Below are 3231 nucleotides of genomic sequence, written 5' to 3'. Positions count from 1 at the left end.
CCACCTCCTCTGTTTCCTTCTTATCTCACACTTAGCTAAACGTGAAATCCTGCGAATTCATGAGCCTGAGTGAGAAAACTAAATCATATTGAGGGAGTACAATAAAGGCAGCCGTTACGTTGAGTAACCGGCTGCCTTATCGTGTTTCGATTCCTTTATTCCTCTAAAATTTCCACATTCTTAGCTGTCCTACGCTGAGAATCAACTATATTCGGAAACTCGAATAGGTCGAATGCAACTTTTTGACCCTCTTTAAGGAACCGAAAGCCGTTCGTTAACCTAATAGGATCTGGTAGTATTTCGCTAAAATGCACAAAAACATAGTTACCTTCCTGCCCGTCTAGCATTATCCGTCCGTAACCTTTATCTTCTTTGTACCATTTGACAATACCATATCTTCTTTCCGCCATCTAAGCACCTCCTCGTTAACTTTATTAATTATGATTGAGATTTGTTATTTGATTTTTTTCGGAAACCCATATACGAAAAGTATCATACCGAGGAACGCAAGGATTGGCACAAAGATATTATCGAAGAAGCTTGTAATATGAGTTTCAGGTAGGGCATTGAACATGTTTGCTTCGTACAACGCTGCAATTTCATAGCTGCGAGCTATCAAAGAGCCCACTCGTTCGATCGCATAGATTACTCCAGCGGAAATTAGAAAGGATGCACCTAGTTTTCTGTAAAAGTCGTTGCCCATGGAATATTTGTCTCCTCCTCTATTTTTTTATTAAGTACTGCTCATTATCCCATTTTACCACATTGTTCCAATTTCCTGAGTATCAGAATATCATTACATCACTACATAAACCAATGCTAATGATGTAACGCTACAGCGCCACAAATTGTAAGTATTCTACCGGCCAATTGAACAATAAAAAACGGCTGCCGAAGCGACCGCTATTCTACTATAGTTTCCCTTTAGTTTAATGAAGACCGTGATGCAGCAACTGATATTTCACAATCTCGTTACCAAATAGAAACTGCCATAAAACGTTGAATCAACAATGTGCTTATGTGTTATTTCAATGCGATACATAAAATTTCTCTTAAAGCAATGAGTTACCGGGTTGCTCTAGTTTAACGAGTTAATAAATCCAATACCATCACTTTTTCTCCATTAAAGTCGAGCTCACCGTTATATTTAAATCCAAACTTCTTATAAAGTCGTAGAGCGTGTTCGTTGTTGTCATAAATACTTAGAAAGATCTTATTACACTGATATTCACTAGCGAGATGAGCGAGGAGGCTCTGCAGCATTAGTCTGCCAAATCCTTGCCCTTGATAGCGCTCGTCAATTAAAAAGCGATCTAACCACACTCTTCCCTCACTATTACCATCATCATATTCAGGAAACCAGCCGTACATTGCAAATCCAACTAGTTCATCGTCATAATATAGCCCGACCGGCTTATAGTAAGGGCATTCATATGCTTCTTGTAAACACTGTTCAGGTGTTTCTATATATGTTTTTTGGTTTTCGCTGACCTTTAAGGCTAATACAGCAGAATTATTCTCTTCGGTTACTGGCGTAATTCGGATTGTACTCATATTTCGATTCTCCATTATTGTTGTAAGTTGATTACGAAACCATCTTAGTGTATATAGTAACTATATAGTCAAGAGGGGAGCAGAACATTAATCTAATGAAACAAGACAAGCCTAAATATTTCACGACAGCGGAATTTGCCAAGCTATGTAAAGTGAATAAACAAACATTAATCTACTATGATAACATTGGGCTTTTATCTCCTATGCTAAAGAATGCAAAAGGTTACCGTTACTATTCTATCCATCAGTTAAAGTTATTCAATGTTATTGATCTGTTTAAGGATCTCGGTATGTCATTAAACGAAATCCAAGAATATACGAAAAAGAAATCTCCTGAACTATTTCTGTCACTTATGTATCGACAAAAGGCAGAAGTGACTAAAAGAAGAGAAGCTGCTGAGAGAAATGAAAGAATATTAGAAACAAAGATTGCGCTATTAGAACAAGCATCGAATTTGAACTTTAATGAAATTACGCTGGAGTATTTCCCAGAGTCTAAACTTTATTTGAGTCGTGATATTAAGGACATTACAGAAGACAATTTCGTGGAGGTTGTTTCTGATTTCATTGATGAGCTATTCTTAAACCAGCTTGATACAGGTAACCCTATTGGCGGTATTACGATGCGCGAGGAAGTGTTGAACGGAGAGTTTACTAATTATACCTACCTGTATATGGAACAGCCTCATCCTAAAGGAGGTTATCCATTCTTCGAAACCGTAAAAGGGGATTTTTTAATTGGGTACCATATTGGGGAAGAGAGAACTATAGATTGCACATACAACCGGCTTTTTGATGAAATGGCTCGATTAAAATTATCATTAGGGAAATATGTTTTTGAAGAATACATTTATGACACAGTTGTTAAAAATCGAGAAGGAGATTATGTAACAAAGATTAAGTTGCATGTTGTTCGATAAGCTTTAAAATGCAGCCGACCGGATGTATCTATAGCCGTGGACTCCGTCAACTTAACCTGCCCGTTCGTATTATGAGATCAACCAGTTCTTTCTGGTTGATCCTTTTTTCATTTGCATAGAGGATTAAGGTAGCCTGGTCGAACGTACCTGCCCGTGGGACTTGATCCCGAGCGCTATAGTGTTCACCTTACTTGTCATGACCATGATTGAGGCTGGTTGGGACGTAAGATCCCGTATAACAAGCGATGCTATGGAGCGACAAGAAGAACCGTAGGGATGCCGGTGAATTTAAACTTACAGGGAGAGATGAGATGAATCCAGTTGTCGGTCTAGATATTTCAAAAGAAGAAAGCCATGGACAAGCCTTTTTAGCGCGCGGAAAACCCTTTAAAGGGACATTCCACTTCGAGCACACTCGTGATGGCTTAGCAAATCTACATCAAGTTTTAAAGGACATTGAATCGGTATCCAAACAACGTCCTTTGCTTATTCTAGAAGCAACAGGACATTACCAAAGCCCTGTTGTTCAGTTCCTAGAGGAACATCACTATATTTACATTGTCATTAACCCGCTAATCTCCAATCGGCTTAGAAAGTCTCAGCTTCGTAAAGTAAAGACGGATGCTGCTGACGCTTACCTATTGGGTGAGTTGTACTATAGGGAAGAGTTTGAACCCTTTAAGAAAAGAGGTGTGCAACTCCTCAACTTGCGCTATCTTACAAGGCAATATGAGTCTCTTTCAAAGATGTGTGTACA

General features: G+C 38.7%; 5 protein-coding genes. 2 read left to right on the top strand and 3 right to left on the bottom strand.

The features are described from left to right. Positions 1 to 155 precede the first annotated feature (155 nt). The 3 genes from UQ64_RS00490 to UQ64_RS00480 form a co-directional block, all read right to left on the bottom strand. Positions 156 to 410 (bottom strand): cold-shock protein, encoded by a 255-nt coding sequence (locus UQ64_RS00490; RefSeq protein ID WP_060621534.1) that lies wholly within the window; start codon positions 408 to 410, stop codon positions 156 to 158. Positions 411 to 454: 44 nt separating this feature from the next. Next, on the bottom strand, positions 455 to 703 hold the full coding sequence (locus tag UQ64_RS00485; protein ID WP_060621533.1) for a hypothetical protein: 249 nt from the start codon (positions 701 to 703) through the stop codon (positions 455 to 457). Between the two features lie 380 nt (positions 704 to 1083). Then, complete coding sequence (locus UQ64_RS00480) at positions 1084 to 1554, bottom strand: GNAT family N-acetyltransferase (RefSeq protein WP_060621532.1); 471 nt, start codon at positions 1552 to 1554, stop codon at positions 1084 to 1086. 95 nt (positions 1555 to 1649) lie between these two features. On the opposite strand from UQ64_RS00480, the gene UQ64_RS00475 reads away from it, so the two are divergent. Together UQ64_RS00475 and UQ64_RS00470 are read left to right on the top strand one after the other, a co-directional pair. After that, positions 1650 to 2474, top strand: coding sequence for a MerR family transcriptional regulator (locus UQ64_RS00475; RefSeq protein ID WP_060621531.1), 825 nt, complete (start codon positions 1650 to 1652; stop codon positions 2472 to 2474). Positions 2475 to 2785: 311 nt separating this feature from the next. Beyond that, a partial coding sequence (locus tag UQ64_RS00470) for an IS110 family transposase (RefSeq protein ID WP_156417408.1) occupies positions 2786 to 3231 on the top strand: 446 nt, incomplete at its 3' end.

Origin of the sequence: Paenibacillus etheri (genome assembly GCF_001012825.1) — a bacterium.
Lineage (GTDB): Bacteria > Bacillota > Bacilli > Paenibacillales > Paenibacillaceae > Paenibacillus_AQ > Paenibacillus_AQ etheri.
This window is presented reverse-complemented; position numbering and strand designations above follow the sequence as displayed.

What these genes read in the sequence shown, in the direction of transcription:
- UQ64_RS00490 (WP_060621534.1), bottom strand. Translation starts at nt 410, where the DNA reads ATGGCGGAAAGAAGATATGGTATTGTCAAATGGTACAAAGAAGATAAA.
- UQ64_RS00485 (WP_060621533.1), bottom strand. Translation starts at nt 703, where the DNA reads ATGGGCAACGACTTTTACAGAAAACTAGGTGCATCCTTTCTAATTTCC.
- UQ64_RS00480 (WP_060621532.1), bottom strand. Translation starts at nt 1,554, where the DNA reads ATGAGTACAATCCGAATTACGCCAGTAACCGAAGAGAATAATTCTGCT.
- UQ64_RS00475 (WP_060621531.1), top strand. Translation starts at nt 1,650, where the DNA reads ATGAAACAAGACAAGCCTAAATATTTCACGACAGCGGAATTTGCCAAG.